The following is a 25525-nucleotide window of genomic DNA, read 5'->3' as shown; positions in this document are numbered from 1 at the left end:
TCCTGATGTAGTTCGTTTTTTATACGCCCAGGTACCGGTTCAGCTTGTCCCGGTGCCGTTCAATGTTCCCGCCTTCGATCTCGTCCACGATGCGGCCCTGTTCGACGATCAGGTGCCGGTCGGTGACGGTGTCGGCGGCGTGGAAATTCTGTTCGACCAGCAGGATGGTGAAGCCCATCCCCTTCAGCTTCAGGATCGTGCGGCAGATGCTTTGCACGATCACCGGCGCCAGCCCCTCGCTGGGTTCGTCCAGCAGCAGAACCTTCGCGCCGGTGCGCAGGATGCGCCCGATGGCCAGCATCTGCTGTTCGCCCCCCGACAGCTTGGTGCCGGGGCTGTTGAGCCGTTCCTTGAGGTTCGGGAACAGCTCGAAAATCTCGTCCAGAGACAGCCCGCCGGGGGCCACCACGGGCGGCAGCAGCAGGTTTTCCTTGACGTCGAGGCTGGCGAAGATGCCGCGTTCCTCGGGGCAATAGCCGATGCCCTTGCGCGCGATCAGCCGCGAGGGGGTCGAGATCAGCTCTTCCCCGCCCAGCATAATCGAGCCCGCGCGTCTGGGCAGCAGCCCCATGATCGCGCGCAGGGTCGAGGTCTTGCCCGCGCCGTTGCGGCCCAGAAGCGTGACGACCTCGCCCTTGCGGACGTCGAAATTGATGCCGTGCAGCACATGGCTTTCGCCGTACCAGCCGTTCAGGTCGCGCAGCTTCAGCAGTTGATCCGTCCCCGAAACGATGCCAGGCTGGGTTTTCATGTCGGTCTCAGGCATGGGCGGTCCCCATATAGGCTTCAAGCACCTGCGGATTGGCGGAAACGGTGGCGTAATCGCCCTCGGCCAGAACCTGCCCGCGCGCCAGCACGGTGATCTGGTCCGACAGCGTCGCCACGACCGAGAGGTTGTGCTCGACCATCAGAATGGTGCGCCCTTTCGAGACGCGGCGGATCAGTTCGGTGATGCGGTCAATATCCTCGACGGCCATCCCGGCCATCGGTTCGTCCAGCAGCATCATCTTGGGCTCCAGCGCCAGCGTGGTGGCGATCTCCAGCGCGCGCTTGCGGCCATAGGACAGCTCATTGGCCAGATGGTTGCGGTACGAGGTCAGCCCGACCTCTTCCAGCAGTTCCTCGGCGCGCGGGTTCAGCGCACGCAGGCTGGTGTCGCGCTTCCAGAAATCGAACGAGTTTCCGCGATTGCGCTGCAGCGCGATGGTCACATTCTCCAGCACGCTGAGGCTGGGAAACACCGCCGAGATCTGGAACGACCGCACCATTCCCAGCTGCGCGATCTCGGCAGGCCCCTTGCGGGTGATGTCTTGCCCGTCGAAGTGGATCTTGCCCGAGGTCGGGATCAGGAACTTCGTCAGCAGGTTGAAGCAGGTGGTCTTGCCGGCCCCGTTCGGGCCGATCAGCGCGTGGATCGTGCCCCGCCGAATGTTCAGATCGACATCCTTCACCGCCCAGAAACCCTTGAACTGGATCGAGAGTTTTTCGGCCTGCAGGATTATGTCAGAACTCATTCGCTTATCCTTGTCAGTTGTTCGGTCGCCATGAGGCATCCGGGTCGCGGTCATTCAGGGGCAAGCCTTCCCTGCCCGTCCGCGTGGTGGCGGTCGGCAAAAACGGGTTGGCAATGTGGTTCGATGCAGAAGACGGCGCTAGCAGTGGCTGGCGCGGCCTTGCATGCGGGTTGCCCTGTCTGGCGCGGATGTCGTCATGGCTCCCTCATTCTTCCTGCGTGCCGGGGGCGCGCAGGCTTCCCCCCGAAGTCGTAGTCTTTTGTTTATGGGTGTATAGGACATGTTCGGCCCCCGACTTGTCAACAGCCAGAAACCGGGCATGAAAAGCAGCGGCCCTCGGGCCCCTGCGAAGCGCCGCGCCGCAGCGCCCGGCGGGTCGATTTCTGTACCGGCATCCACGCGGGTCCCCAGGCCCAAGCGGCTTGAATTGCCCAAGATTTTCACTATTCGCGGGGCAAATCGGCATACGGATTGCGCCTTGGGCCGATTTCGCCGACGCAGCATCTGACGTGGCGTCATCAGCCTGCGCGGCCAGCTTTCGCCCATGCTGCGGCGGCATGTCGCGTGCAGGTGACCGGCCACGGCCCGGATCTTAGCCGCGCATGACCACCGGAACGCGGTTGCGCACATGCCGCTGGATCAGCTTCGACGCACGGCGATCCGGCGGAATGGCGAAGGGGGAGGCCGCCTCGCCGCCGCCCGGCACGGCCAGCACCTGCAGCGGTGCGCCGTTCACCAATGCGATCAGCTCGCGGGGCATCAGGATGCGCAGATAGCGCAGCTCTTGCAGGTCGAAGGCCAGATCGACGCCCTCCAGCTGGCACAGCTGCCCCGCCCGCACCAGCACATGGCGCGCTCCGAACATCCGCTCGGCAATACGCGAACTCAGCATCAGGCGCTGATCGGTGGCGACCACGGTTTCCCGGCGCGGGAGGCCGCAGCCAAGCGCCCCGCTGCCGATGCGGATCGGCTGCAGCCCGCCCGTCAGTTCCGAAAGGGCGCGGAAACTGAGCCGCTCGATCGCGGCGATGGGGTGCGTCTGGTCGTCACGGGTCAGCAGCAGGTCGCCCACGGCCAGCTCATCGGCATAGACCCGGCCCTTGGCGGTCAGGAAGCGCGAGTTCGCATGCACGAAAGACGTCGCCCCTGCCCCGCGCGCAAGGTTTGAGGTGGGCGGATCAAGAAAGGAATGAAGGCTCAAGCGGCGCTTCCCGGCACAGGTCCATATGCCTCGGGTATGGCCTTCATTCGCTAACAACTGCTTGCGACACGGCCGGATGCGTCGCATTTGAACCAGTTTTCGGGCGTTCGCCCCCTAGGGCCGCAGGCGCGTCGCCATCGAAAACACCTTGTTCGGGCAGGAATCGATGCAGCCACCGCAGTTGATGCAATCGCCGGACAGGACCAGCGTGCTGCCATCGCCCTTCAGTGCGGGAACGATCACATGCGGCTCGGGACAGGTGGTCAGGCAGGCCCCGCAGGAGTTGCAATCCTCGCGGTTCCGGGCCGAGATGCGGACGAAGGAAAACCGCCCGATCAGCCCGTAGAACGCCCCCACCGGGCAGAGATGGCTGCACCAGGCGCGGCGCGAGACCAGCAGGTCCAGCAGGAAAACCAGAAGCACGATCCCCCAGCCCAGGCCCACGCCAAAGATCAGCCCGCGCTGCATGATGCTGACCGGGTTCACCAGCTCCCACGCCAGCGTGCCGGTGATGAAGGCCGCGAGCAGCGTGCCCACCAGCAGCAGATAGCGGGTGCGCTTGTCGAGCTTGCGGTCGCGCGTCAGCCCCAGCTTCTCGCGCAGCCAATGCGCGGTATCGGTGACCGCATTGACCGGGCAGACCCAACTGCAATAGGCGCGCCCGCCGATGATCAGATAGAAGAGCGTGATGATCCCCGCGCCGATCAGCGCGGGCGCGGCCAGCGGCCAGCCCGCGACCAGCCCCTGCAGCTGCATATAGGGGTCGGCGAGGTCCAGAACGCCCAGCAGCTCGCTGGAGGCAAAGTTGCCCTTCACGATCCAGATGCCCGCCATCGGCCCCAGCATGAAGGTGGTCATCACCAGAATCTGCGTGGCCCGGCGCAGCATCCACCACTTGTGGGCGGCAAAGAAGCCACGGCTGGCCACCGCCTCGCGGCGGCTGTTGCTGACCCACCAGTTCATCATGTCGGTCGGCCTGCGCGGTTGCGGCCCGGGCCGCCCAGGCCCAGATCGCGCGGCAGCACCCGGATCGCGGCATGGCCCAGCACGCATTGCTTTTCGCAGGTGCCGCAGCCGGTGCATTCGCTGGAATGGACGACCGGGATCTGCACCTGACGGCCGTTGATCTCTTGCGGCTCAAGCGAGATCGCCTTGCCGCGGATCGGGCAGACGCGCACGCAGATGCCGCAGTTGATGCCCTTGTAGTTCAGGCAGGTCTCGTGCCCGACCAGCACCGCCACGCCCATATTCGCATCGCGGATCGAGGGGATGTCGCGGTCCAGCGCACCCGTCGGGCAGGCGCGCGCGCAAGGCACGTCGCGGCACATGTAGCAGGGGATGCTGCGCGGGGTGAAGAACGGGGTGCCAAGCTCGGCCTCATCGCCCCAGCGGGCCAGCGACAGCGTGCCATAGGGGCAGGCTTCGACGCAAAGGCCGCAGCGGACGCAGGCTTTCAGAAAGTCCTGCTCGGGCATGGCCCCCGGAGGACGAATGGCGCGCGCATCCGCCGAACTGGTCGTCTTGACCAACGCGGCCAGCGAAAAGCCTCCAAGACAAACGACACCGGCGGCGCGGGCCACTTCGGCCATGGCATCCCGACGGGACATCTTGCGGCGTTTGGCCATTCTGTCTCCTTCGCTCGGTCCTCCGGGTCAGTTCTTGCCGTCGGAGGACGTGGCTATCTGGGTTTCACCTTCGGCAGCGGCGCGGCGTGCGGCCCGCTGTTCTTCAAGTAGCGGTTCATAGCGCTTGTCGGTCAGCGTCTCGAGGAAGGCGACCAGCGCATCGACTCGCCCGTCATCCAGCATGAGGCCCGATTGCAACTCGGCCAGCGACAGGTTCGCGTCGACCTCGGGATCGCCCCAGGGCTCATCCGTTTCCGGGTTGATTTTGGCATGCGGCCTGCGGCTGGTGTATTTGTTGTAGAATACCACAGCCGTGCGCAGATCCTTGAACACACCATTGTGCATATAGGGCGCGGTCACGGCGACGTTGCGCAGGCTGGGCACGCGGAACCGCCCGTCCTGTTCCGCATCCTCGATATCGGGATGTGCCAGCAGCCCGTGATCGATGTAGCCGTCCTTCATATTGCTGATCGCGCGCACATCGGCGTTCGCGGGCAGCCCGATGTTGTGATATTCGAAATTCGTGAAGGTTTCGTTCACCGCCACGCCCTGCTTGCGCTGCATGTGGCACAGGCGGCAGTTCCAGGTGATGAACACGGTATAGCCGAATTCTTCCTGCGCGGTGAATTTCTCCTCGCCCCGCAGATAGCGGTCGAAGCGGGAATCGAAGGTCGAGAATTCCGGCGTCGACTGGAAGGCGGCCAGCGCCTCGGTCGCGGCGTCAAAGGCGCGCGCGCTGTCGTCAAGAACGCCGTCACCAAAGAGCGCGGTGAACGTCTCCTGATATTCCGGCTTGGCGCGCAGACGCTCGGCGATGGAGTCCTGATCGGGCATGCCCATCTCGACGGGGTTCAGCATGGGCTGGCCCGCCTGATCCTTCAAAGAGCTGGCGCGCCCGTCCCAGAACTGCCCGCCCTTGTAATTGCCGCGTGCGTCCTTGTGGAAATCCGGCGTGAAGGCCGCATAGGTCAGCATCGGCGTGTTGCGGTCGCCATGCGATTCCCCGTCATCGCCGACCGAGACCGCCAGCCCCGCCTTGCCTTCCCGTGGGTCGGTGAAGGCGCGGGCCGGATCATGGCAGGTGGCACAGGACTGCGTGCCATTGCGCGACAGGGATGGATCGTTGAACAGCTGCTCGCCCAGTTGGGCCAGCTTGTCGCTCGGCACCTGAGGCACCGCCTTGTCGCTGGTCCCAGCCAGAGCCCAGACCCCCGAGGTGAAGGCAGCCGCAGCGGCGACGGTGACAAGCAGCGGCCTCAACATGACGGCGCCCCCCTTGCCTCGGCGACATGGTTCGGAGCGGCCCCCGGAATGGCGGCTGTCGTGGCGCCCTGACGGCGGGCGCGCATTTCCGAGAGGATCAGGCGATGGGCCGCCAGATCGGCCAGATTGGCCAGCCGGGCCAGATGTTTCTGACGTGGCAGGTCATCGCCAAGCGCGGCCAGCATGCCGCCCGGAGCGATCAGGCGGTCGTGCTGCGGCTTCAGCGCCGCGACCAGCGCATACAGATCCAGCCCTTTGAATTCTTCAACGTGATCCATCGCACCGGCGTGGATCAGCATTTCCTGCGTGACGGCGAAATCCGCGCCGACCGCACCCGCCAGTGCGGGAAGCCCGTCCGAGGCGGCGGCCAGCACCGCATAGGCAGCCAGCATGCGGCTTGCCGCATCGGGCGCGTTGCGCGCGCGCTGGAACAGTTCGACCACCGGCATCAGATCCGCGTCCAGCGGGTCCTGTGTCGCCAGGTTCAGTTGCAGAGCACTGGGCCGGAACGGCGTGCAGCGCCAGCGTGCATCATTTGCGTTGTCGGCGATGCGCCAACCGGCGATGGCCATGCCCCGCCCGGTCTCGACGACCTGGCGCAGCACCCAGCGGTTCAGCGCGTCATGGGCCAGGGCCAGCGCGGCCTCGGCCGAAGAGGCAGGAGCGCGGATGATCACCTCGCTCAGCTTGCCGGAATCATTGCCATAAAGCCGCAGAGGCAGCATCTGGCCCCCAGTCGTGGGCGCGGTGATCTCTTCGCCATCCGAAGTGGCGACGATATCCAGCTCCCACGACTGGGTGACAGGGTTGCGGACGAAAAAGCCCACCAGAAAATCCCGCACGCTTTCATCGGCGCGCGACAGCCTGATCGTCTCGGCGGCACTTTCCGCCTTGAGAGAACCGCGAATGTCGTATGGGATCCACATGGCAGACCCTCCTCCCCTTCCTGATAGATAGTTACTCGACCGTCACTTTTCCACGCATGAACGGATGCGGGGTGCAGTGGTAGTCGAAGGTGCCGGCTTCGTTGAAGGTGATGGCATAGGCCTGATCACGCTTCAGCATCGGGCCTTTCAGACCGCCTTCGTTCACGACACCCTTCACGAATTCGACGTTATGGGGCATCGCTTCCTTGTTGACCCAATAGACGGTGTCGCCGACCTTCACGGTCAGGTCCGGGGTCTCGTACTTCAGCTTGTCGATATTCACGACAACCGCATCCGCCGGAACTTCGGTGGCTGCGACGGCTGCTTCGGTGGTCACGCTGACCTTGTCCTGCGCCATGGCTCCGCCTGCGGCGGTCGTGGCCAGAAACAGTGCGGCCAGGATCGAGCGGGCCTTCATTGCAGAGTTCATGTTCATCTCCTGAAAGATTGCTGCCGGGCGTGACGCGGATCACGCCCGGCAATCGCCGTCAGCTGGCTTTGCCGACGATGGGCGAAATCGTGCAGTGATAGGTCATCGCGTCATCCTCGGCGCCGAAGCACCAGATGATGTCGTTCGCGAATTCCGGACGGTAGACAGGCAGCTCGCCCTCGGTGTTGAGGCACGGGCAGCGACCCGACACGTTGTAACCGCAGCAGTCGCGATAGGCGATCAGATAGCTCTGGCCGTCGGTCGGGTTGTAGCAGCTGGCCACCCACGAGGCCGAAGCAAGCTTCGTGCCCGGAGGACAGTTGGTCAGCGAGCCGCCCGAACAGTCACAGATGTTGCCGTCGATCGAGCAGTGGCGCCAATAGTCGCACGACTGGATGTCGTTGTCCTGCGGCACCCATTTCGCCCGCGGATCCGTGCCCTCGGCAGCACCGGCTGCGTTGGCGCGGCTGACGCGACCACGGCGGTCCACCGGCAGCAACGGCACCAGACCGATACCAAGCATTGCCGTGCCCATCTTGCCGATCACACTGCGCCGGCTGGTACGACCAGCAACGCGGCGCGACAGCTTTTCGACCATGTCGTCGAACCTGAAATTCCCCAGCATAGATATCTCCTCCCTCTCTGCGGGGTTGTCACCGCGGCGGCCGGTCAGGCCGCCTGTTTCTTCCGGCTGCTCATGTACTGTTGCAGCGATGCGAAGCCCGTCTTGTCAGCCTCGAAAAGGCTCTCAAGATGCTCACGCGTGTTGGTCAGACCCTTCGACCGGATCACACCATTTGCATCCAGAAGGACGCCGTAGGGGATCTTGCCGACCTGGAATGCCATGCCCGCCTCGGCCGAGACGACGTAGCGCATGTCGCCCAGCTCGTGGTTGTCCAGGAAGCGCTTGTGCTCTTCCGGGGCGCCGTCCGAGATCATCACGACGTTGATGCCCTCGGTCTTGCCGATCGACTTGATGATCGGGAAGAGCTTGTCGCAGACCGGGCAGGTCGGCGCCGTGAACATCAGCAGCGTCTGCCGGCCAGCGGCATCCGCGCCACCGATCTTGACCTTGCGGCCAAAATAGTCGGGCAGCTCGAACTCGGGCGCTGCATCGCCGATATCGGGGCCATGATCGGTGATCATCGCGCCCATCGGCGACGAACGTTCGTGCAGCAGGCCCACCTGGCGCATCAGGCCAAGCATCACCACCGTCACGCCCAGAAACGCAACCCAAAGCAGGATGTTCGAGGCGATCAGAAATGAAGTCATGTCAGTGTCCTTTCGCGCTTGAGTTTTGGGCCTGCTGGGCGGAGATCCCGCCAAGCAGAGAGGCGCATACGTAAAGTGCCATCCCGGTGGTCCCGGCAAGAATGCCGGTCGCGATTTCAGCCAGCCCGGCGGGCACCGCCTGGGGCAGCCCGTAAGCCACCACCAGTGCCAGTGCGGTCAGGACGATGTTGCGCCCCACCAGCAGCCAGCTGACCGTCTGCTTCAGACCGTTACGGAAACATCCGCAGTCGATGTAGGTCCGGCCACGCGCCACGTTGATCCCCAAGGCCACGGCAAAGACCAGAAGCAAGGCCGCTGCCGTGAATGCTGCCGGCACCGCAAGCGGGCCGATCAGCAGGCCTGCCGCGATCGCCAGCTCAAGTACCGGAAGTACCAGAGCGAGAGCGCGGCTTGCCGCATCGGGAACCAGCCGGAAGTTCCGCACGACGCCGTAGAATTCCTCGACGTTCTGCAGTTTGGAAACTGCAGCCGTCGCGAACATCAGCGCCAGGAACACCCGAAGGCACCAGAGCAGCATGGGTTGGGAAAGGAATTCTTCCATTCCCTCAGCCCATGTCAGCGGTGGTGATGACCTGCGGGCCACGACCAAGCTGGTCAACGCTGCGCAGCTCTTCGCCGCTTTCGGCGTCATAGATGTGCAGGGTCGAGGTGCCGGTCGACAGACCGTAGAGCAGCGGCTTCTCGTCCTGGCTCACGTTGATCGAGTCGATCTCGTGGCCCATTTCGATCTTGCTCACGCGCTCGCCCGTCTTGGCGTCGACGACGACGACAAAGCGGCTTGCGGTCTTGTGGCGCCACTGGTCACGCTGGTCGACCAGCAGATAGATGCGGTCGCTGCCACGGTGGTAGGCCACCTGCTGCCAGCCGCCCGGACGCCAGTCCTGCGAACGCTCTTCCTCGGTCAGGGCCTCGATCGGCTCCATGAACTTGGCATCGCCCGAGCTCAGGTCGACCTGGTAGATCTTGCCGGTATAGGTCGGCCAGACCAGACGGCCTGCCTTGGTCGAGAAGGCGGGGTGGTTGATGAGATACTCATCTTCGGGGTGGAACACCTCGGTATGGGTGATCTCGGGCTCGCCCTCGGCTGCGAACTTGACCTTCGCCAGGCTGCCGTCGCGGCAGTGCATGAAGAAGGTGTCAGCTGCGGTCGGGAACATGTGGTAGCAGTCCGGAACATCCAGCATGCGACCGAACTTCTTGCCTTCCAGATCGACCACACCAACGGCCGGTGCAGGCGAGAACTGATAGAACAGCAGGGTCTTGTTGTCCGGGGTCAGCGACGTCATCCAGGGGTAGGTGCCCACCAGGAAGCGCGGCGTGTTCGGCAGCTCGATGTCGGCGATCGGCTGGAAGGTCTTCGAATCGAAAACCTCGACATAGTCCGTCCGCTCACCACGTGCGATGCGCGAGAAGACCGTGCTGGCCTGCGCGAAGATCGAGCCGTCGTCGGCAACCACCGGGTTCGGCAGGAAGCCGCCGTCGGTCATCCCGATGACGCGACCGTCGTCGCCGTCGATGACGAACTGCTGGGTGATCGCGGCGAAGTGGGCCGGATCGTTGACATAGACGCGGCGCGAATCGGGCGCGGGTGCTTCAAGAATGTGCGGCTCGTCGTCCTTACCGGCAGCCAGATCGGCTGCGGCGGTACGCGCGCCGGCAGCGCCCTGGCTTTCACCGTCGTTCCGGGTCACCCCGGCCGAGGTCAGTGCCGCATCGTCTGCGGTGGCTTCCTGCGCAGTTGCAGTTCCCAGCGCGAGAGACGAACAGGTCATCCCCAGGCCAAGCAGCGATGCGCGGAAAACCGGCAAAAGGTAGCGTGGATGGGCCATCGTATCCTCCCTGTGATGGCGACCGGGCACCCGCGAAAGGCGGGGCCACAGAATGGGTAGTTTCGGCAGGTGTTCAGCCGTTACAGCAGAGCAACAACCAGGAATGCTGCGCCCAGCGCGACAAGGATCGCGCCATCGGCAAGCGCCGCGCGCTCCTGATTGCGGGCCAGCCATGCCTGGACCTTGTAGTCCGTGATCGGCAGGGCGTTGACCGCGACCGGCAGGTAACGACCCACGTTGAACAGCGCGATAATCGCGATGGCCTCGGGGATGTTGCCGGTGAATGCTGCCGCCAGCGTCATGACATAAAGCAGCGGGGTCTGAACGTAGGTCATGTAATCAAGCCCAAGCGACAGCCCGTAAAGGCCACCGATGAACCATTTCGGGAACCGCTGACGGGCGTCATGCGGAACCTGAGCCCGGCGCTGCGGATAAGGCACGCGCAGGAAGTCGAGCTGGTGCGCGCCATAAAGAACGCCGACCAGACCCATGATCACCAGTGCAGTCACGCCAAAACCGGTGAAGCCCGCCAGACCGCCGATGGCGCCCAGCAGAGTTCCCAGAATGACCGCACCCAAGGCATAGCCAAGGCCATGCATGCCGAACGTCGGCAGCCAGCCCATCACCGCCTTTGCCCCGCGCCCCGAAGGCCGCAGAAGCGAGATCGACGAATAGCCGCAGGGCGACCACGTCGACAAAAGGCCACCCGCAACCGCGGCCGACCCCAGAACGGCCCAGACCGCCCCCGTCGTATCTGCCGCGCTGTTCATGGCCATCCCACCGGCAACACCCGCCACAGCGGCGATCCCAAGGATCACCAGGCGGGAAGCCGTCGAATAGGTCTCAGGAAAAAACGCGCAGTCCGGAACGGCCGCAGCCGGATCCGCCCTACCGGGGAAGTTCTCGATAGATGCCACTTCACGCCTCCTCTCGCTCAGTGTCGTCGCTGCCTGTCTGTCCTCTAAAACTTTCGGATTATCATACTTTTAGATGAGGCATCCGAGACTGTCGAAAAGGGCAATCAAGCATCGATACGAGTTTGTGACGTACGGTGACATTTGGTAAACCCGAGGATATGCAGCGGGGGGGTGCAAACTTGCAGGAGAGGAAAAAAAGTTGAACTGGGATGATCTCCGCGTGATCGCAGCCGTCAACAAAACCGGCTCTTACACACGCGCCGCGCGACTGCTTGAGGTGGAAGAAACCACTGTAGCGCGAAGGGTTACGCGAATCGAATCGACGCTGGGCATACCTTTGTTCGAGGCGAAGGACGGTGTGCGCCAGCCAACAGAGAGCTGTCAGGCCATTCTGACCGATCTCGCGGCCATGGAACAGGCCGCAGATCACATCTCGGCCCAGCTTCAGCATCAGCAGATGCCAAGGCGCAACCTGCGCCTTTCGACCATCGAGGCGATTGCCGACCACTTCCTTGCCCCGGCCCTTGGGGAGCTGCTGGAATCGCAGCCCGACCTCACGCTGCTGATCGAGACCACCGATCAGGTGGTCGACATGTCCCGCTGGGAGGCCGACCTCGCGATCCGTCTGGGCCGTCCCAAACACGGCACCTTTACCATGCGCAAGATCGGAGAGATCCGCTTCATGCTGGTCATCCCGCGCCACGCCAAGGGCGAGGAGGTCACGGTGGCGGCCTATCCCGACCAGTTTCTGGAAACGCCCGAGATGTGCGAGCTGTTTGCCATCTATCCGCCTCGGCTGGTACGCATGAAGACCTCGAACCTCTGCCTCTTCCGCCGGTTCGTGGAATGCGAGACCGGGGTCGCGGTGCTGCCCGACTTCCTTTGCCGCGATCTCATGGACGACCCGCGCTTCGAGATCCGCGAAATGGAGGCCCGGCGCGAACTGTGGCTGCTGGCGCAGGCCCATCTGCGCGACGACCCGGTCACCCGGCGCATCGGCGATTGGTGCGCGGCCCTGTTCAACCGGGCCTGAGCGCCGAAGTTTGACAATCCAGACGCCAGCACTCATCAAATGCTGGTGGATTTCATCTGATTGCATTGAATGACCAGCAGCAGCCTGCCCAGTGAACATCGCCTGACCGGCACCGTCTCGGCCGGTGTCGCGTCGCTGTCGGGCGATTTCTCGGTCTGGACGCTGGCACGCGCCAAGCAGTTGATCGGCGATGCAAGGCAGATCGATCTGGCGGGGCTGACGCGGTTCGACACGGCCGCCGCCCTGCTTTTGCTGTCGCTTCAGGATCAGGGCGTCACGCTGCAAGGGCTGGCCCCCACCCATGAACGCCTGCTGGAGGCCGTCCGCAAATCCGTCCCGACCCCGGACCCGGCCAAGCCCGTGCTGCGCGGGCTGCGGGCGCTTCTGGACAACACTGGCAGGCGTGTCGTCCGGGCGCTGCGTTTCCTGACGGAACTCGCCGAATATCTGGGCCGCTTTCTGGCGGCACTGGCGCGTTCCATCCGCCATCCTTCCGAATTCCCGCTGATCCCGTTGGTCCACCATTGTCAGGAGACCGGCTTGCGCGCCGTTCCCATCGTGGCGCTGATGTCCTTCCTGATCGGCGTGGTGCTGGCGTTTCAGGGCGCGGTGCAGCTGCACGAATTCGGGGCCGAGGTCTTTGTGGTCGACCTGATCTCGATCTCGATCATCCGCGAGCTGGGCGTGCTGCTGACCGCGATCATCGTGGCCGGGCGCACCGCCTCGGCGCTGACGGCCTCGATCGGGTCGATGAAAATGCGCGAGGAAATCGACGCCATGCGCACGCTGGGGATCGACCCTGACATGCGGCTGGTGCTGCCACGCATTCTGGCGCTGCTGATCACCCTGCCGATCCTGACAGTGATCGCCAATGCCGCGGGCCTCTTGGGCGGGGCGATCATGTCATGGGTGGAGCTGGGCATCTCGCCCTCGATGTTCCGCTATCGGATGATCGCGGAAACGGATGTCGACAACGTCATCGCCGGGCTCAGCAAGGCGCCGGTCTTTGCGCTGATCATCGGCGTCATCGGCTGCCACGCCGGGATGAAGGTCGGCAAGGACGCCGAATCGCTGGGCGCGCAGACCTCGACCGCCGTGGTGAACGCGATCTTTCTGGTCATCATCGCCGACGCGCTCTTCTCGATCTTCTTCGCCGAGGTCGGGATATGAGCGAAAACGTCGTCGAAGTCCGTGGCCTTGTCACCCGTTTCGGCAGCCATACCGTCCATGACGGGCTGGACCTTGATCTGAAGCGCGGCGAGATTCTGGGCGTGGTCGGCGGCTCGGGCACCGGGAAATCTGTGCTGCTGCGCACCATCGTCGGTCTGCTGAAACCCGCGGCGGGTCAGGTCCGGGTGCTGGGTCAGGACATTGAAACGCTCAGCCCCCCGGCCCGCGAGGCGCTGGAACGCCGCTGGGGCGTCATGTTTCAGGATGGCGCGCTGTTTTCGGCGCTGAACGTGCGCGAGAATGTCGAGGCCCCCCTGCGCGCCGTCCCCGATCTTGGCCCCGAGCAGCGCCGGGCGCTGGCCGAGCTGAAGGTGTCGATGGCGGGGCTGCCGTGGAATGCCAATGACAAGATGCCCTCGGACCTGTCGGGGGGCATGCGCAAGCGCGCAGGTCTGGCGCGTGCGCTGGCCCTAGACCCCGAGATCCTGTTTCTGGACGAACCCACGGCAGGGCTCGATCCCATCGGCGCGGATGCCTTCGACCGGCTGATCGTCGAATTGCGCGACGCGCTGGACCTTTCGGTGTTTCTGGTGACGCATGATCTGGATACGCTTCACGCCTGTTGCGACCGCATCGCGGTTCTGGCCGAACGCAAGGTGCTGGCCACCGGCACCATGGCCGATATGTTGAAGATCGATCACCCTTGGGTGCATGAATATTTCCACGGACCACGCGCCAGGGCCGCCCTGACGACCGGCCGCAGCAAGGAGTCGCCCGATGGAAACCAAGGCTAATTTCGTCCTGATCGGTGCCTTCACGCTGGCGGGCTTTCTGGCGCTTCTGGGCTTTCTGATGTGGTTCGCCAAGCTGCAGGTGAACCGCCAGTTCGACTATTACGACATCTACTTCACCGAAGTGTCGGGGCTCGACGTCTCCTCGAATGTGCGCTTCGCTGGTCTGGTCGTCGGCCGCGTCATCGACATGGAAATCAGCGGCAAGAATGACGGCACCGTCCGCACCCGGATCGAGGTGCGCGAACACACGCCCATCCGCATCGATTCCCGCGCCTCGATCGAGATTCAGGGCGTGACCGGGGTTGCCGATGTCGCCATCACGGCCGGAACCCCCGGCAACCGCCTGCTGGAGGACAGCAGCCCCACCGGCGTCCCCGAGATCCCGGCCAACCGCTCGATCCTGCAAACGCTCAGCGATCAGGGCCCCGAGATGATCGAGCGGCTGAACAACGTCGCCTCGCAACTGACCGTGCTTCTGGGCGATGAGAACCAGACCCGCGTGCGCAACATCCTGACCAATGTCGAAACCTCCAGCGGCAATCTGGAAAAGGCCATGACCGATATCGCCAATGCCACCGATGCCATCGGCAAGGCCGCCGACAGCATCACCGCCTTTGGCGACAAGCTGGACGCGATCAGCGGGGCGGCTGAGACGACGCTGGGCAATATCGACACCACGCTGACCAGTTTCAACGAGACGGCGGGCAAGGCGAATACGGCGCTCGACTCGGCCACCGGCACGCTGGATGAGGCGCGGAACTATATCTCGGGCGATCTGCGCAGCCTGACGCAGCGGCTGGACCAGACGGCGACCAGCCTGCAGACGGACCTGTCGCAGCTCAGCACGCGCGCTGGCACGACGCTCGACAGTCTGGACAGCGCGCTGGCTACGGGCAACCGCACCCTCGCCTCGGCCGAGCGGGCCTTTGACGGCGCGGACCGGGTCATCAACTCGAATGTCGAACCCGTGGTGACTGACCTGCGCGAAACCCTGTCCCATCTGAACACCGCCATCGACAGCGTTGTCACCGACCTGCCCGAGATCACCCAGCGCCTGCGAAACGCCGCCGATTCCGCCGATCAGGCCTTCGGCAGCCTGCGCGCGATGCTGGACAGCGCCAATGGCCCGGTGCAGGCTTTCGCAAGGGACGGCCTGCCGCAATTCACCCGCATGGCGCAAGAAATGCGGAATCTGGTCAAGAACGTCGACCAGTTCTTCGTCACCCTGCGCCGCAATCCGGCACAAGTCATCACCGGGCCGCAGACGCCCGAATTCCGCCGCTGAGGAGCCGCCATGCGCCTGACCGCCCTGTTTCTTGCCCTGACCGTCGCCCTGCCCGGCTGTGCCGCGCTGCGCGCGCTGGAGGGAGAGCCCAAGCGCGACGTGTTCGAGCTGCGCCCGCCCTCGGATCAGGCGCGCCAATGCGGCCGCAAGCATGTGGCCGAACTGGTGATCGAGGAACCGAAGACGCGCGGCACGCTGGCAAGCGAACGCATCATGATCCGCCCCAATGAGCTGCAGACCCAGTATCTGCCCGACGCGCAATGGGGCGATACCGTGCCGGTGACGCTGCAGACGCTGCTGGTCCGCTCGCTGGGCGCTTACGACGCCTTCAGCCATGTCGGGCGCGCGCCCTTGGGCACGGCGGGCGATCTGGCGATGATCAGCGAGATCAATGATTTCAACGCCGAAGCCAGCGGCAAGGGCGCGACCGTGCGGCTGTCGGTCGATGCCCAACTGGTGCGAGAGATGGACGCGACCGTCGTCGCGCGCGGCACCTTCACCACCACCGCCAACGCGGCCACGACGAAGAACGAGGATCTGATTCCGGCCTTCGACGCGGCCAGCCGCGAGCTTGTCTCGCAGATGGTGGATTGGAGCCTGCGCGGTGCCGGTGTCAGCCCCGGATCCTGCCGCTAGGGTTGAACAATCGCGAGAACGCACCCGTTTACGCTGCAAAAACCGTCAGTTAACCCCGAAACGCGGCCGGAGAGATTGCTTCCGCTGCGGATTTCGTGACGATCCGATCCGGCTGCCCCGCCACGCTGCGGGGGGGCGTCGTAACGATTGACATGAAGGGGCAAGGATCATGGCGGAAGGACACAGGCTGACGGGCCTTGCACCGGCGCGGATGATGGCGGCGGGCCTGATGTCGATCTGGGCCACGGGCGCATGGGCCGAGGTGGGGTTCGACAAAAGCATCTGGCAGACGCCGATGGGCTATGATGAGGAAAACCCCCGCCGTCAGGAGATGTTGCCGGGGGCGCTGGCGTCGCTGACGAATGGCACGCCGGCCGCCGACGTCAAGGCGTCGCTGGGATCGCCCGAGGCGCAGTTTGACACCGAATGGGTCTATTATCTGGGGAAATCGAAGGAGCAGGACAGCAAGGTCCTGATCGTCTTCTTCAACGGTGACGGGCTTCTGGTCTCGGCGCGGGAGTTTCAGGGCGCGGCCTATGCACCCCCGGACGGCGCGCATATGACCCGCTGACGAAAAAGGCCCGCGCCGGGGTACGGTCGCGGGCCGATTTTTTGCCAATTACCGGGAGTTAGTAGCCCATCGTGCCGTAGCGATAGGCCTCCCAGCTGTGCATCTCGCCCATAGCGGCGCCATAGTTGTTCAGCCGGAACAGCTGCAGCGTCGCGCCGCTGAGGTCTCCGCCCCCGGCCGACTGCTTCTGCCGCATCGCGACGATCAGGTCGGTCAGCGGCTTTTCCATCGGCCCCGAGAACACGCCATTATCGACCAGATGAACCAGTTCCTTGCTGGCCTTTTCTTCCTCATCGCTCATCGGCAACAGGACCGTGCCCAGCCAGAAGACATAGTCATCGGCACCCAGCATCTTCTTGGTCAGCTCGGGCTTGGGGAAATCCTCGGCGGTGAAAATGCTGACCGCGCGCTTCTGCTCTTCGGGCGACAGCTTGTCCCAATTCGCCTCGACGCCGTCGACATAGGCGTTCAGCTTGGTCGGAAAGACCTTGTCCACGTCATTGGTCATGCCCCGCCATGCGGTCACGATCAGCTCTTCGGACGAATTCGCAGGCGGCATCGCGTTATAGCCGCCCGCCACGTCCAGCGCGCGCAGCCGGTCCAGCGCGTCGATGTCGGATTGCGCCAGACCCATCCCCGGCAGGAACTCTTCGCGGATGGGATCGGCGGCGTTCCAGATGCGCAGGGTCTCGAAACTGTCCTCTGGTTTGCCCGACATATCCGCGCCATTGACCAGAATAATCCGGGCCAGATCGTACATCACCCCCCGAGTCGCCGGGACGCTTCCATCATGCGCCAGACTGGCTGCCTGAACGAATGCCTGGGGCATGCGATCGGCGAACATCTCGTTCTCGGAGTAGGCCCCGCCCAATTCGACCATTTCCTGCTCAATCTTCTGGCGGGTTTCCGCCGACGCCTCTGGCTGCAGCAACTGAACGAAAGCGTTCGCCATCTGTGGCGCCCAGACTTCCATGTCTGCGGGCTTGGCAAAAAGGCTCGGCGCAGAACCAGAAAGAATCGCGCTAAATGCAAGGATAACTCGTGAAAATCGGGCCATGAACAGGCTCCACTACTGATTGAATTCAACCAATTGATAGCCGATCCGGGCCTTTCGATGAACCCGATGCCCCCTTGCAAACCGGGCCGATTTGGCAGGACTCTGCCGATAACGCGGAGGGAAGCCAACTGGGGACTAACCGTCATCCGCATGTCGTGTAACTTGTGTTTTCTAAGGCCCGGGTGAGGCAAATGACCAAAAGATCCGGCACTGGCGGTGCAAAACATCCGATCAGTACTCCGGCGCTCAGGTCCGCCTTGCTGGGGCTTTGGCTGCTTACCGGAACGTCCCTGGCACATGGCCAGGTGTTCGAGCCGGTGATGCCAGAGGTGGTTAATGTGTTGGAAAACCCCTTTCCCTATGAGGCGAAAGAGGTAGGTGTTGAGGCGATGTTGCAGGATCTGACGCGCAAGACGCAGGTTCCGGTGATTGTTTCCAAGCCGATTGGAGGCAAGCTGACGCTGTCGAACCAGGACGGGTCCGTCCGTGATGCGTTGAACATGATGTCTGACCAGGGTCAGGGCATCTGGTGGTTTGATGGCAGCGCCGTGCATGTCGAGCCGCCGGGCAGCATCGTCAGCCAGCTGATCGGGCTGGATGGCATCACGGTCACGCAGCTGCGCGACCAGATGCGCGCCGTCGGGCTTGAGAATGAACAATTTCCGCTTAGGGCCGATGCCAATGCCGAAATGGTCCGCATCGTCGCGCCGCAAGGCTATGTCGACGCCGTGGCCGAGCTGATCACGCATATGGTCGAAAGCCGCAACCCCGAGACCGGCGGGCATATGCCCAGGATCATCAGAGGGCGATCCCAGCTTCAGTAAGGGACCCCTGTTGTTAACGATTAGACGAAAGGACGAGTACATGGATCAGCCCGCGGCCACCGCAGAACAGCAAGACGATCTGCATCTATTGATGGCGGCGGCAATCCTGTGCGGCCAGCGTGGGGTCGACAGTGACATCATGCCGATTTTCGACGCCTGGGCCTCGTACTATCCGAAGGACGCTCTGGCCAATCTGGGCCGCGGCCTTTTCATGGTCGGCAACGGCAACCCGGAAGCAGGCATGATGCTGATCCAGGAAGCCGCCGACAAATCCCTGACACGCGCCGATCAGGCCCGCGAAGTGCTGACCGCGCTTCAGCAGGACCTGGGCGAAATGTCACGCTGAAGGAGGCCACGTCATGCAGATTGACCGTGCCGACATGAAATTGCTGACCGAGGCAGGCTATTCGTCTGTCATGCGCGGGATCTCGACCGATGTGTCGCCGATCTTCCACATGCTGAACGAATGGATGCCGCAATATGCCGCCGGAGAGATCGGGCTTGCCCTGCAGGCCATGGTCGCCGGAGAATTCGCCCGCGCCGACGAAATGCTGACCGCGATCCTTGCGACGGATCGCGAGGGACGCAACGAGGCGCGCGCCATCCTTGCCATGTGCAAGGCGCTGGAAAACCAGCATGACGAAGCTCGTCGCTTGCAAGAGGAACTGGTGGGCACCGGCGGTCACGCCGAAGCCTTCGCGGATCTTCTGGTGAATGGCGAACCCGAAACCTCGCAAGGCAATCAGGGGCTTGCGATGGAGACTGTCACGGAGCCCGTGCGGGACAGTCATAGTGCACAGCGGGCAATTTTTGACATGGAGAGTAAAGATGGGACTTCTTAGCGGTATTACTGGCGGCGGCGGCCTTCTGGGCGGCATCACGAAAATGTTCGGCGGCCTTGGTGAGATCTTCAAGGGCCTCGGCGGCCTGATGAACTCGCCCATCGGCAAGATGCTGGGCATGGTGTTCCCGCCCCTCGGCATGCTGAGCGGCATCATGAACTTTGCAGGCATGATGGGTAACCTGTCCGGCGGCGTCGGCGGCGGCCAGAACTACTGATAAAAAGCGGCGGGAAGAGGGGTCGGTCGCCAGCAACTATCGCCCCTTTCCCGGCAAGCGCCGGGCCCGCCGCCTCACTCGCAACCCGAAGGAATAACGACGACATGTCCGCAACCCCGAAACACGGCCCGAGAACCGGCCTGACCGCACCGCGCATCCGCGCGTCGATGCGGGCATGGCTGCGTCGGCGTGTGGCACATCGTGCCGGGGGAAAGCGGGCCAACCCTCTTTATCGCCTTGCACAGGCGATAGGGCGCGCCTCGGGCGCAAACCGGTTCCGGCTTTGCACACCGGAACGTCATCCCCTGACCTTCTTCATGTCATCCGTACTGAACCATCTGTCCACGCTGGGCCTTGGCCTTGCCGGTGGCGGAGGTGGCAGCCCCGGATGGCAGGCGAAGGTCGGTCCGCACACCGCCCTTTTGGCGTCATGAGTACTTGTCACCCGCGAGGTTGATACAATGGTTACCGCAGTTACCGGTTTCGCAAATACCGCCGCATCCTTTGCCGTCGGCAGCGATGTTCAGCAGGCCCAGCAGCCCACTGAACCGGCGCTGAGCGACATGGCGCAGTCGGTTCTCGACAGCGTCAGCAGGTTGCACAACGACTTCGAAGCCGGGATGCAGAATATCCAGGTCGAGAAGAAGCCCGTCCATACGCCGAACGAGAATCCCGAACTCAAGCAGATGTTCGACGAGGCCGTTCAGCAGATGGGGGCCAACCTGCACATGCAGGCCCAACTCGTCCAGTTCTCGATGGCGACTTCGATTTCGCAGTCACTGGGCAACAACCTCAACAGTTTTCTTAAAGGCTCCTGAGCTTCGGCACAGGTCGACAATATGGTTCGAAGTTTTCGTTTCGCCGCTGCGCTTGCACTGGTACTGGCGCTGGCTGGCTGCAAGGCCGAGCTTTACTCGGGACTGACCGAGCGCGAGGCCAACGAAATGGTCGCCGCGCTGTTGTCTGCGGGGATCCCAGCCTCGAAAAACACTGGCTCCGAGGGGATCTCGGTTCTGGTCGATGACGCGCGTTTCTCTGACGCCATGGGCATTCTGGACCAGCGCGGCCTGCCCGCGCGGCAATATGCCAGCATGGGCGATGTCTTCAAGAAAGAGGGGCTGGTCTCCTCTCCGACCGAAGAGCGCGCGCGGATGATCTATGCGCTCAGTCAGGAACTGTCGCGCACCATTGCCGAGATTGATGGCGTTCTGTCGGCGCGCATCCATGTCGTTCTGCCCGAATCCGACATGCTGGGCCGCGATGTGAAGCCGTCCTCGGCCTCGGTCTTCGTGCGCTATCAGCCGGGCTCGAACGTCCAGGACTATTCGGCGCAGATCAAGCTTCTGGTCGCGAACTCGATCGAGGGGCTGCTTTACGACAACATCACCGTCGTCATGGTGCCCGCCTCGGCCACCGAGGTGGCGCAGGCGAAACCCGTCGAGTTCAGCAATGTGCTGGGCATCTGGGTGCATCCCGCCTCGGCCCAGCGGCTGTGGATGACGCTTGCAGGCGCACTTTTGCTGTTCATGATCGCGGGCATCGCCGCCGGTTGGCCCTATCTGCGCCAGCAGCTTGGCCGTGGCCGCAGCAAGGCCCCTGCCCGGCAGGAAACCGACGAGGGTGGTCTGTGATGGACAGCGCCCCCGTGCCCGAGACTGCGCCGGACGCCGCGGCCCCGGCTGAAAAGCCCCGGCGCTGCGATCCCGCACGGGTCGAGGGCGCGAAGCTGCGCGCAAGGCTGATGGCCGCACGGGCCGTCCGCCGCCATCCGGGCATCGCGCCAACGGGCCGCGTGGTCGGCCGTCTGGGCCAGGGCCTCTCGCCCTTGAACCCCGCCCGCATCAACCGCGAAACGCCCGCCCTGTCGCTGCTTCTGGACAGCGATCTGGCGGAACGGACATTCGACGCGGCGGCCTCGGCCCTGCTGGCCAATTTCATCGCTGGGGCCATCACCCCCGAGGCGCTGGCCGAGCTTCCCATGCCGCAGGAGGCGCAGGATTTCGCCCTGCGTCATCGCCACCTGTCGCTGATGCCCGAGGAAATCAGCGAGGACACCTCTTATGACGCGCTGCGGGCCGGGCTGGTCGCGCTTTGGGCTGACAGCCTGCCCTCGCCGTTGTCGCATGAATATGCGCCGGGCGCGCGACCCCTGCATCTGCCGCATGTCCCGCCCGAGCCTGCCCGCCCGCGTGCCATTGCGCCGCCCCCCCACACCTTGGCGCGGCGTCTGCGCGAACTCTCGGAAATGGTGCGCCCCCGCACGCGCATCGTCCTGCCCCGCGCGGCCCAGCAAACCCCGCCCGAGCGCGCCTCGGCAGCGCTTGCGGCGGCCATCGCCACGCTGGTGCAGCCGGTGATCGCCGAGGCCCCCGCGCCCGAACAGCAGGCCCCGGCATGACCTCGGATCGCTCCAGCGGCGGGCGCATCCTGCGCCGGGACGAGGTGGGACGCCTGCGCGAGGCCGATTCCATCCTGCGCGACGCCGAGGCGACGCGGCAGCGTTCTCAGGACGCCGCCGTGCAGATGGAAAAGACCGCCATCAATGAGGCCCGCCGCCGCGCGTTGCAGGAATCGGCGCGCACCGCCTCGCGTCTGATCGCTCGCGCCGAAGAGGCCGCCGAGGCGCGGCTGCGGAATATGGAGCCGGAACTCGCGCGGCTGATCGCCCAGACGGTGCGCACGATCCTTGGCAATTTTGAACCCGAGGAGGCCACCTATCTGGCCGCCCTGCACGCGCTGACGCAGATGCGCGACCACCGCAAGGGCCGCATCTTTGCCTCGGATGAGATGGTGGGGCCGGTGCGGCGCGCCGTGGATGCGCTTGGACCTGACGGGCCCGAGATCCTCTCGGTCATCTCGGACCCGGCGCTGGATCCCGGTCGCGCCGTCCTGACCAGCGATCGCGGCAGCGTCGAGATCGGCCTTGGCGCGCTGACCGACCGCGCTTTGCGTGCCTGGGAAGAGCAGGAAGAGCCCGCCCCGATGCCCTCGACCCTTGACGGCGACGGGCTTGAGCCAGACGACAGCAAGGACAGCGAATGACAGCACCCGGCAATGACCCGCTGACCGAACAGCTGCGCGCCCGCGCCCGCCGCGTCGAGGCGGTCGAGCTGCGCGGACGCATCACCCGCATCTCGGGCTGCGTGCTGCATGCGCGGCTGGCCGATGGCCGCGTGGGCGAGGAATGTATCCTGCGCGACCCCGTCAGCCGGATCGAACTTTCCGCCGAAATCATCGGCTTCGACGGCGAAGAGGCGATTCTGGCCCCCGCCGGTGACGTGCGCGGCCTTTCGGCCCGCACCGAAGTGCTGCCGACCGGGGCCGAGCCTCTGGGCCCTGCGGGTGCCGAAATGCTGGGCCGGGTCGTCGACGCCTTCGGGCGCCCCTTGGACGGGGGGCCTGCCATCGCCCGGCGCGTGCCGCTGAACACCGATCCGCCCTCGCCGCTGGATCGCCCGGTCATCGACACGCCCTTCGTCACCGGGCTGCGCGTCATCGACGGCATGCTGACCATGGGCGAAGGCCAGCGGATGGGGATTTTTGGCGCGGCCGGTGTCGGTAAATCGACGCTGCTGTCGCAGATCATCCGCGGGGCCGATGCCGATGCCATCGTGCTGGGCCTGATCGGGGAACGGGGCCGCGAGGTCGCCGAATTCCTTGAACGCGATCTGGGCGAGGAAGGCCGCAAACGCGCGGCGGTAGTCGTCTCGACCTCGGACCGGCCCGCGACCGAGCGCCTGCGCGCCGCCCTGACCGCAACCGCCGCCGCCGAGGAGTTCCGCCGTCAGGGCAAGCGCGTGCTGCTGCTGATCGACAGCGCGACCCGCGTCGCGCGCGCCCTGCGCGAGATCGGCCTTTCGGCGGGCGAGCCTCCGGTCCGGCGCGGCTTCCCGCCCTCGGTCTTTGCCGCCCTGCCCCGCATCGTGGAGCGTCCGGGCCGCACGCGCGAAGGCGTCATCACCGCCATCTATACCATTCTGGTCGAGGGCGATGACGATGCCGCCGATCCCGTGGCCGATGAAATGCGCAGCCTTCTGGACGGCCATATCATCCTGTCTCGCGATCTGGCCGCGCGCGGCCACTACCCCGCCATCGACGTTCTGCGCAGCAAAAGCCGGGTGATGAGCGCCGTCGCCCCGCGCGAACAGATCGCGCAAAGCCAGCGCATTGCCGCGCGGCTGGCCAAGCTTGAGGAAATCGAGATCCTCGTGCAGGTCGGCGAATACCGGCAGGGCTCGGACCCGCTGGCGGATGAGGCGCTGTCGACGCGCCCGGCCATGGACGCCTTCCTGCAGCAGGACACCGCAGACATCAGCGGCTTCAGCGACACGCTGACGAAACTGGCCTCGGTCGGGGGCACGCGATGAACCGGCGCAAGCTGAACCAAGCCGACAAGCTGCTGCGGCTGGCGCATCTGCGCGAGGAGCTGGCGACGCGGGCCGTCTCTGCCGCGCGCGGTGTCGTCGCCCAGCGGATCGAGGAGCATCGGGACAGCATCCGTTTGGCTGATGAGCTGTCGCGCGAACAGGCCGAGCGGCGCGATGCGCTGCGCAACCCGATGATCGGCTCGGCCCAGTTGCGTGGCGCGCTGGAGGCGGTGCTTAACACCTTTCAGGGCGACCGCCAGCGAGAGGCCGATGCGCAAGCCGCCATCGCGGCCGCCGCCCAGCGCGTGACCGAGGCCGAGGCGCAGCTGGACGAGGCCCGCAAGGCCTTGGCCCGGGCCGGACGCTTGTGCGAAAAGCGCCGCCGCATGCGCGAGCCGCTGGCCGAGGCGCTGGCCTATGCCATTGACCGCCGCGATGAGCTTGAGGCCGAAGAGCGCCGCAGCCTCGTGCTGTTCGGAGGCCGCGGATGACCCTTCCCCCCGCCAGACAGCCCGCAGCGGGCGCAATTTCGGCCTCGCGACTTGAACGGCTGGTTCTTCAGCAGCAGGACCACAGCCCGCAGGACCTGCCCCAGCGCGACCCGCGCCGCCTGCCGCTGGCACGGCGTCGACTGACGGCGGAGCAGGCCGCCGCGCAGAACCTGCTTTGCATGCGGCGCGGGCCGATCAACCTTCGCGCCGGGGGCACGATGGTCTCGGTCGCGCTGACCGGGGCACGGCAACTGCCGGTGGGTGCCGCCTGGCTGGAACTTGAGATCGAGGGTCATCCTGCCCGCATCGGCCTTTCATGGGGCGCGGCGCGCCGGCAGGCCGGCCTGCCGCTGGAAAACACCGATCCCGCCGATGCCGCCCTGCTGATCGAGGACAGTCTGGCCGCATGGCTCGACGATGTCGAAGCGCAGGCCGGGCTCTCGATCCGGTTCCGCAGCCTTGTGACCGAGCCCGAGGAAACCGCCTCGGCCGTTCATCTGGGCCTGCGCCTTGAGGTGATGCAGAAGCCGCCCGCCCAGCCCTACCGCCAGCAGATGCCGCTGGAACTGTCGCCCGCCGCCGCGCGCGCGCTGGGCCCGGTGCTGTCGCGCTGGACCGCGCCCATCGCCGAGGACCTGCCGCTGAAGCTGCGCACGGCGGTCGAGATCGACAATATGCGCCTTTCGGTCGCCGAACTCGCCAGCCTTGGCCCCGGCGATGCCCTGGTCCTGACCGAGGTTCCCGATTCCGCGCGCATCGTGATCGAGTCGCAATTTACCGCCCTGGCCCGTCCTGCGGGCGAGGGGCCCCTGCCCGCCGCATGGTCGCTGGCAGGCCCGTTTACCCTGCGGTCCCCGCGTGACCGCACCGTTCCCACCGCCAGCCGGTCCGAGGTCCTGATGAGCGATACCGACACCCCCTCACCCGAGCCCGCGGGCCAGACGCCGCCCCCCGCCGAGCCCGCGCCGCGTGGCCCGCGCCCGCCTCAGGCAGGTGCGGCCCCCAGCACCGAATCCCTTGATGCGCTGGAGCTGCGCCTGTCCTTCCGTCTGGGCGAGACGCTGATGTCGCTGGCCGAGCTGCGCCGCGCCGGTCCCGGCACGATCATCACGCTGGACCGCCCCGATGGCGCGCTGGTCGACATTCTGGCCAATGGCCAGCTGATCGGCACGGGCGAGGTCATCTCGGTCGCGGGCCAGCGCGCCATCGAGATCCGCAGCCTCTTCGGCGACGGATAAGC

The 25525-nt window shown here is 65.0% G+C and carries 31 protein-coding genes; 17 read left to right on the top strand and 14 right to left on the bottom strand.

Annotated features, from left to right (window positions below; genetic code table 11):
* Nucleotides 1–19: 19 nt before the first annotated feature.
* From IQ24_RS08395 to IQ24_RS08335, 13 genes are all read right to left on the bottom strand, one after another.
* A complete protein-coding gene (locus IQ24_RS08395; RefSeq protein ID WP_199756521.1) occupies nucleotides 20–751 on the bottom strand; it encodes an ABC transporter ATP-binding protein in 732 nt (243 codons plus the stop codon).
* Between the two features lie 7 nt (nucleotides 752–758).
* Entirely contained in the window at nucleotides 759–1514 is a 756-nt protein-coding gene (locus IQ24_RS08390; protein WP_145397433.1) for an ABC transporter ATP-binding protein, read from the bottom strand.
* A gap of 592 nt (nucleotides 1515–2106) precedes the next feature.
* The gene (locus IQ24_RS08385; protein WP_158637499.1) at nucleotides 2107–2715 is read right to left on the bottom strand and encodes a Hint domain-containing protein; all 609 of its coding nucleotides are present in this window, start codon (nucleotides 2713–2715) and stop codon (nucleotides 2107–2109) included.
* A 114-nt stretch (nucleotides 2716–2829) separates the two neighbouring features.
* Entirely contained in the window at nucleotides 2830–3681 is an 852-nt protein-coding gene (napH, locus tag IQ24_RS08380) for a quinol dehydrogenase ferredoxin subunit NapH (protein WP_145397429.1), read from the bottom strand.
* The gene (gene napG, locus IQ24_RS08375; RefSeq protein ID WP_145397427.1) at nucleotides 3678–4340 is read right to left on the bottom strand and encodes a ferredoxin-type protein NapG; all 663 of its coding nucleotides are present in this window, start codon (nucleotides 4338–4340) and stop codon (nucleotides 3678–3680) included. Before napG ends, napH begins: the two co-directional genes overlap by 4 nt.
* 27 nt (nucleotides 4341–4367) lie before the next feature.
* Complete coding sequence (locus IQ24_RS08370) at nucleotides 4368–5603, bottom strand: cytochrome-c peroxidase (protein WP_145397425.1); 1236 nt, start codon at nucleotides 5601–5603, stop codon at nucleotides 4368–4370.
* Nucleotides 5597–6529 (bottom strand): methylamine utilization protein MauJ, encoded by a 933-nt coding sequence (gene mauJ, locus IQ24_RS08365; protein ID WP_158637498.1) that lies wholly within the window; start codon nucleotides 6527–6529, stop codon nucleotides 5597–5599. Before mauJ ends, IQ24_RS08370 begins: the two co-directional genes overlap by 7 nt.
* Before the next feature lie 31 nt (nucleotides 6530–6560).
* Nucleotides 6561–6959 (bottom strand): amicyanin, encoded by a 399-nt coding sequence (locus IQ24_RS08360; RefSeq protein WP_145397424.1) that lies wholly within the window; start codon nucleotides 6957–6959, stop codon nucleotides 6561–6563.
* A gap of 58 nt (nucleotides 6960–7017) precedes the next feature.
* Nucleotides 7018–7584, bottom strand: coding sequence for a methylamine dehydrogenase (amicyanin) small subunit (mauA, locus tag IQ24_RS08355; RefSeq protein ID WP_145397422.1), 567 nt, complete (start codon nucleotides 7582–7584; stop codon nucleotides 7018–7020).
* Between the two features lie 44 nt (nucleotides 7585–7628).
* Nucleotides 7629–8231, bottom strand: a complete 603-nt coding sequence (gene mauD, locus IQ24_RS08350) for a methylamine dehydrogenase accessory protein MauD (RefSeq protein WP_145397420.1) — start codon at nucleotides 8229–8231, stop codon at nucleotides 7629–7631.
* A gap of 1 nt (nucleotide 8232) precedes the next feature.
* Complete coding sequence (locus IQ24_RS08345; protein ID WP_145397418.1) at nucleotides 8233–8793, bottom strand: MauE/DoxX family redox-associated membrane protein; 561 nt, start codon at nucleotides 8791–8793, stop codon at nucleotides 8233–8235.
* A 4-nt stretch (nucleotides 8794–8797) separates the two neighbouring features.
* The gene (gene mauB, locus IQ24_RS08340) at nucleotides 8798–10081 is read right to left on the bottom strand and encodes a methylamine dehydrogenase (amicyanin) large subunit (protein WP_145397416.1); all 1284 of its coding nucleotides are present in this window, start codon (nucleotides 10079–10081) and stop codon (nucleotides 8798–8800) included.
* An 80-nt stretch (nucleotides 10082–10161) separates the two neighbouring features.
* Nucleotides 10162–10851 carry a methylamine utilization protein MauF gene (locus IQ24_RS08335; protein ID WP_277872866.1) on the bottom strand — a complete coding sequence of 230 codons (690 nt, stop codon included), beginning with the start codon at nucleotides 10849–10851 and terminating at the stop codon, nucleotides 10162–10164.
* A 346-nt stretch (nucleotides 10852–11197) separates the two neighbouring features.
* Between IQ24_RS08335 and IQ24_RS08330 the strand changes: the two genes are divergently transcribed.
* The 6 genes from IQ24_RS08330 (at nucleotide 11198) to bamE (ending at nucleotide 16487) form a co-directional block, all read left to right on the top strand.
* Entirely contained in the window at nucleotides 11198–12031 is an 834-nt protein-coding gene (locus tag IQ24_RS08330) for a LysR family transcriptional regulator (protein ID WP_145397412.1), read from the top strand.
* Nucleotides 12032–12100: 69 nt separating this feature from the next.
* Entirely contained in the window at nucleotides 12101–13201 is a 1101-nt protein-coding gene (locus IQ24_RS08325; RefSeq protein ID WP_145397411.1) for an MlaE family ABC transporter permease, read from the top strand.
* Nucleotides 13198–13995 (top strand): ABC transporter ATP-binding protein, encoded by a 798-nt coding sequence (locus IQ24_RS08320; protein ID WP_145397409.1) that lies wholly within the window; start codon nucleotides 13198–13200, stop codon nucleotides 13993–13995. Before IQ24_RS08325 ends, IQ24_RS08320 begins: the two co-directional genes overlap by 4 nt.
* On the top strand, nucleotides 13979–15280 hold the full coding sequence (locus IQ24_RS08315) for an MlaD family protein (protein ID WP_145397407.1): 1302 nt from the start codon (nucleotides 13979–13981) through the stop codon (nucleotides 15278–15280). Before IQ24_RS08320 ends, IQ24_RS08315 begins: the two co-directional genes overlap by 17 nt.
* Before the next feature lie 9 nt (nucleotides 15281–15289).
* Nucleotides 15290–15916, top strand: coding sequence for an ABC-type transport auxiliary lipoprotein family protein (locus tag IQ24_RS08310; protein WP_145397405.1), 627 nt, complete (start codon nucleotides 15290–15292; stop codon nucleotides 15914–15916).
* Nucleotides 15917–16085: 169 nt separating this feature from the next.
* Complete coding sequence (gene bamE, locus IQ24_RS08305; protein WP_145397404.1) at nucleotides 16086–16487, top strand: outer membrane protein assembly factor BamE domain-containing protein; 402 nt, start codon at nucleotides 16086–16088, stop codon at nucleotides 16485–16487.
* Nucleotides 16488–16545: 58 nt separating this feature from the next.
* Here bamE and IQ24_RS08300 read toward each other — a convergent pair whose 3' ends face one another.
* The gene (locus IQ24_RS08300; protein WP_145397402.1) at nucleotides 16546–17439 is read right to left on the bottom strand and encodes a hypothetical protein; all 894 of its coding nucleotides are present in this window, start codon (nucleotides 17437–17439) and stop codon (nucleotides 16546–16548) included.
* Between the two features lie 296 nt (nucleotides 17440–17735).
* Here IQ24_RS08300 and IQ24_RS08295 point away from each other — a divergent pair, with 296 nt between their 5' ends.
* The 11 genes from IQ24_RS08295 to IQ24_RS08245 all read left to right on the top strand — a co-directional run bounded on the left by IQ24_RS08295 (nucleotide 17736) and on the right by IQ24_RS08245 (nucleotide 25523).
* Nucleotides 17736–18368 (top strand): hypothetical protein, encoded by a 633-nt coding sequence (locus IQ24_RS08295; protein ID WP_145397400.1) that lies wholly within the window; start codon nucleotides 17736–17738, stop codon nucleotides 18366–18368.
* Between the two features lie 40 nt (nucleotides 18369–18408).
* Nucleotides 18409–18714, top strand: coding sequence for a hypothetical protein (locus IQ24_RS08290; RefSeq protein WP_145397398.1), 306 nt, complete (start codon nucleotides 18409–18411; stop codon nucleotides 18712–18714).
* 13 nt (nucleotides 18715–18727) lie between these two features.
* Nucleotides 18728–19210, top strand: coding sequence for a hypothetical protein (locus IQ24_RS08285; RefSeq protein WP_145397396.1), 483 nt, complete (start codon nucleotides 18728–18730; stop codon nucleotides 19208–19210).
* Complete coding sequence (locus IQ24_RS08280) at nucleotides 19197–19427, top strand: hypothetical protein (RefSeq protein WP_145397394.1); 231 nt, start codon at nucleotides 19197–19199, stop codon at nucleotides 19425–19427. The genes IQ24_RS08285 and IQ24_RS08280 overlap by 14 nt, the downstream gene beginning before the upstream one ends.
* A 461-nt stretch (nucleotides 19428–19888) precedes the next feature.
* Nucleotides 19889–20245: a hypothetical protein gene (locus tag IQ24_RS08275; RefSeq protein WP_145397392.1), complete on the top strand. Its 357-nt coding sequence runs from the start codon at nucleotides 19889–19891 to the stop codon at nucleotides 20243–20245.
* Between the two features lie 21 nt (nucleotides 20246–20266).
* Nucleotides 20267–21058 (top strand): type III secretion system inner membrane ring lipoprotein SctJ, encoded by a 792-nt coding sequence (gene sctJ, locus IQ24_RS08270; RefSeq protein WP_145397390.1) that lies wholly within the window; start codon nucleotides 20267–20269, stop codon nucleotides 21056–21058.
* Complete coding sequence (locus IQ24_RS08265; RefSeq protein WP_145397388.1) at nucleotides 21058–21825, top strand: hypothetical protein; 768 nt, start codon at nucleotides 21058–21060, stop codon at nucleotides 21823–21825. Before sctJ ends, IQ24_RS08265 begins: the two co-directional genes overlap by 1 nt.
* Nucleotides 21822–22469 carry a hypothetical protein gene (locus tag IQ24_RS08260; protein WP_145397386.1) on the top strand — a complete coding sequence of 216 codons (648 nt, stop codon included), beginning with the start codon at nucleotides 21822–21824 and terminating at the stop codon, nucleotides 22467–22469. The genes IQ24_RS08265 and IQ24_RS08260 overlap by 4 nt, the downstream gene beginning before the upstream one ends.
* Nucleotides 22466–23794, top strand: a complete 1329-nt coding sequence (locus IQ24_RS08255) for a FliI/YscN family ATPase (RefSeq protein WP_145397384.1) — start codon at nucleotides 22466–22468, stop codon at nucleotides 23792–23794. Before IQ24_RS08260 ends, IQ24_RS08255 begins: the two co-directional genes overlap by 4 nt.
* On the top strand, nucleotides 23791–24285 hold the full coding sequence (locus IQ24_RS08250; RefSeq protein WP_145397382.1) for a YscO family type III secretion system apparatus protein: 495 nt from the start codon (nucleotides 23791–23793) through the stop codon (nucleotides 24283–24285). Before IQ24_RS08255 ends, IQ24_RS08250 begins: the two co-directional genes overlap by 4 nt.
* Nucleotides 24282–25523: a FliM/FliN family flagellar motor switch protein gene (locus IQ24_RS08245; RefSeq protein WP_145397381.1), complete on the top strand. Its 1242-nt coding sequence runs from the start codon at nucleotides 24282–24284 to the stop codon at nucleotides 25521–25523. The genes IQ24_RS08250 and IQ24_RS08245 overlap by 4 nt, the downstream gene beginning before the upstream one ends.
* Nucleotides 25524–25525: the final 2 nt, after the last annotated feature.

The organism is Paracoccus sulfuroxidans (assembly GCF_007830335.1).
Classification (GTDB): domain Bacteria; phylum Pseudomonadota; class Alphaproteobacteria; order Rhodobacterales; family Rhodobacteraceae; genus Paracoccus; species Paracoccus sulfuroxidans.
Note: the sequence above shows the minus strand (reverse complement) of the source record. Positions and strands in the feature narration are given on the sequence as shown.

Bases quoted from the DNA above. Each gene is read 5' to 3' on its own strand.
- IQ24_RS08395 (WP_199756521.1), bottom strand. From the start codon at position 751: ATGAAAACCCAGCCTGGCATCGTTTCGGGGACGGATCAACTGCTGAAG.
- IQ24_RS08390 (WP_145397433.1), bottom strand. From the start codon at position 1,514: ATGAGTTCTGACATAATCCTGCAGGCCGAAAAACTCTCGATCCAGTTC.
- napH (WP_145397429.1), bottom strand. From the start codon at position 3,681: ATGATGAACTGGTGGGTCAGCAACAGCCGCCGCGAGGCGGTGGCCAGC.
- napG (WP_145397427.1), bottom strand. From the start codon at position 4,340: ATGGCCAAACGCCGCAAGATGTCCCGTCGGGATGCCATGGCCGAAGTG.
- IQ24_RS08370 (WP_145397425.1), bottom strand. From the start codon at position 5,603: ATGTTGAGGCCGCTGCTTGTCACCGTCGCCGCTGCGGCTGCCTTCACC.
- mauJ (WP_158637498.1), bottom strand. From the start codon at position 6,529: ATGTGGATCCCATACGACATTCGCGGTTCTCTCAAGGCGGAAAGTGCC.
- IQ24_RS08360 (WP_145397424.1), bottom strand. From the start codon at position 6,959: ATGAACTCTGCAATGAAGGCCCGCTCGATCCTGGCCGCACTGTTTCTG.
- mauA (WP_145397422.1), bottom strand. From the start codon at position 7,584: ATGCTGGGGAATTTCAGGTTCGACGACATGGTCGAAAAGCTGTCGCGC.
- mauD (WP_145397420.1), bottom strand. From the start codon at position 8,231: ATGACTTCATTTCTGATCGCCTCGAACATCCTGCTTTGGGTTGCGTTT.
- IQ24_RS08345 (WP_145397418.1), bottom strand. From the start codon at position 8,793: ATGGAAGAATTCCTTTCCCAACCCATGCTGCTCTGGTGCCTTCGGGTG.
- mauB (WP_145397416.1), bottom strand. From the start codon at position 10,081: ATGGCCCATCCACGCTACCTTTTGCCGGTTTTCCGCGCATCGCTGCTT.
- IQ24_RS08335 (WP_277872866.1), bottom strand. From the start codon at position 10,851: ATGAACAGCGCGGCAGATACGACGGGGGCGGTCTGGGCCGTTCTGGGG.
- IQ24_RS08325 (WP_145397411.1), top strand. From the start codon at position 12,101: ATGACCAGCAGCAGCCTGCCCAGTGAACATCGCCTGACCGGCACCGTC.
- IQ24_RS08320 (WP_145397409.1), top strand. From the start codon at position 13,198: ATGAGCGAAAACGTCGTCGAAGTCCGTGGCCTTGTCACCCGTTTCGGC.
- IQ24_RS08315 (WP_145397407.1), top strand. From the start codon at position 13,979: ATGGAAACCAAGGCTAATTTCGTCCTGATCGGTGCCTTCACGCTGGCG.
- IQ24_RS08310 (WP_145397405.1), top strand. From the start codon at position 15,290: ATGCGCCTGACCGCCCTGTTTCTTGCCCTGACCGTCGCCCTGCCCGGC.
- bamE (WP_145397404.1), top strand. From the start codon at position 16,086: ATGGCGGAAGGACACAGGCTGACGGGCCTTGCACCGGCGCGGATGATG.
- IQ24_RS08300 (WP_145397402.1), bottom strand. From the start codon at position 17,439: ATGGCGAACGCTTTCGTTCAGTTGCTGCAGCCAGAGGCGTCGGCGGAA.
- IQ24_RS08295 (WP_145397400.1), top strand. From the start codon at position 17,736: ATGACCAAAAGATCCGGCACTGGCGGTGCAAAACATCCGATCAGTACT.
- IQ24_RS08290 (WP_145397398.1), top strand. From the start codon at position 18,409: ATGGATCAGCCCGCGGCCACCGCAGAACAGCAAGACGATCTGCATCTA.
- IQ24_RS08285 (WP_145397396.1), top strand. From the start codon at position 18,728: ATGCAGATTGACCGTGCCGACATGAAATTGCTGACCGAGGCAGGCTAT.
- IQ24_RS08280 (WP_145397394.1), top strand. From the start codon at position 19,197: ATGGGACTTCTTAGCGGTATTACTGGCGGCGGCGGCCTTCTGGGCGGC.
- IQ24_RS08275 (WP_145397392.1), top strand. From the start codon at position 19,889: ATGGTTACCGCAGTTACCGGTTTCGCAAATACCGCCGCATCCTTTGCC.
- sctJ (WP_145397390.1), top strand. From the start codon at position 20,267: ATGGTTCGAAGTTTTCGTTTCGCCGCTGCGCTTGCACTGGTACTGGCG.
- IQ24_RS08265 (WP_145397388.1), top strand. From the start codon at position 21,058: ATGGACAGCGCCCCCGTGCCCGAGACTGCGCCGGACGCCGCGGCCCCG.
- IQ24_RS08260 (WP_145397386.1), top strand. From the start codon at position 21,822: ATGACCTCGGATCGCTCCAGCGGCGGGCGCATCCTGCGCCGGGACGAG.
- IQ24_RS08255 (WP_145397384.1), top strand. From the start codon at position 22,466: ATGACAGCACCCGGCAATGACCCGCTGACCGAACAGCTGCGCGCCCGC.
- IQ24_RS08250 (WP_145397382.1), top strand. From the start codon at position 23,791: ATGAACCGGCGCAAGCTGAACCAAGCCGACAAGCTGCTGCGGCTGGCG.
- IQ24_RS08245 (WP_145397381.1), top strand. From the start codon at position 24,282: ATGACCCTTCCCCCCGCCAGACAGCCCGCAGCGGGCGCAATTTCGGCC.